The 1,240-nt window shown below is 56.0% G+C and carries 1 rRNA gene; it reads right to left on the bottom strand.

The features are described 5' to 3' along the window. Positions 1-78: 78 nt before the first annotated feature. A 23S ribosomal RNA gene (locus H291_RS0103650) occupies positions 79-1,240 on the bottom strand; the annotation flags it as partial.

The following is a 1,240-nucleotide window of genomic DNA, read 5'->3' as shown; positions in this document are numbered from 1 at the left end:
GGGTTGGTGCCCGTGACTCGGGAACCGCATAGTGGACGCGTAGCACAACAAAGAATCTCTTTTAACACGGTGAGTGTGGTTGTGAAGTTATCGGCAGGTTAGTACCGGTCAGCTCCACAGGTCTTCAGTCCCTGCTTCCACATCCGGCCTATCAACCCAGTGGTCTGCTGGGTGCCTCTCACACACAAGGTGTATGGAAACCTCATCTCGAAGCAGGCTTCCCGCTTAGATGCTTTCAGCGGTTATCCCTTCCGAACGTAGCCAACCAGCCATGCTCCTGGCGGAACAACTGGCACACCAGAGGTTCGTCCGTCCCGGTCCTCTCGTACTAGGGACAGCCCTTCTCAAGTTTCCTACGCGCGCAGCGGATAGGGACCGAACTGTCTCACGACGTTCTAAACCCAGCTCGCGTACCGCTTTAATGGGCGAACAGCCCAACCCTTGGGACCTACTCCAGCCCCAGGATGCGACGAGCCGACATCGAGGTGCCAAACCATGCCGTCGATATGGACTCTTGGGCAAGATCAGCCTGTTATCCCCGGGGTACCTTTTATCCGTTGAGCGACGGCGCTTCCACAAGCCACCGCCGGATCACTAGTTCCGACTTTCGTCCCTGCTCGACCTGTCGGTCTCACAGTCAAGCTCCCTTGTGCACTTGCACTCGACACCTGATTACCAACCAGGCTGAGGGAACCTTTGAGCGCCTCCGTTACATTTTAGGAGGCAACCGCCCCAGTTAAACTACCCACCAGGCACTGTCCCTGATCCGGATCACGGACCGAGGTTAGACATCCGAAGCGATCAGAGTGGTATTTCAACAATGACTCCACCCGAGCTGGCGCCCGAGCTTCACAGTCTCCCACCTATCCTACACAAACCGCACCGAACACCAATACCAAGCTATAGTAAAGGTCCCGGGGTCTTTCCGTCCTGCTGCGCGTAACGAGCATCTTTACTCGTAGTGCAATTTCGCCGAGTTCGCGGTTGAGACAGCGGAGAAGTCGTTACGCCATTCGTGCAGGTCGGAACTTACCCGACAAGGAATTTCGCTACCTTAGGATGGTTATAGTTACCACCGCCGTTTACTGGGGCTTAAATTCTGGGCTTCGCCGAAGCTAACCCGTCCTCTTAACCTTCCAGCACCGGGCAGGCGTCAGTCCGTATACATCGTCTTGCGACTTCGCACGGACCTGTGTTTTTAGTAAACAGTCGCTTCTCCCTGGTCTCTGCGGCCCTCCCC

This window comes from Promicromonospora sukumoe 327MFSha3.1, assembly GCF_000385135.1.
Lineage (GTDB): Bacteria > Actinomycetota > Actinomycetes > Actinomycetales > Cellulomonadaceae > Promicromonospora > Promicromonospora sukumoe_B.
Note: the sequence above shows the minus strand (reverse complement) of the source record. Positions and strands in the feature narration are given on the sequence as shown.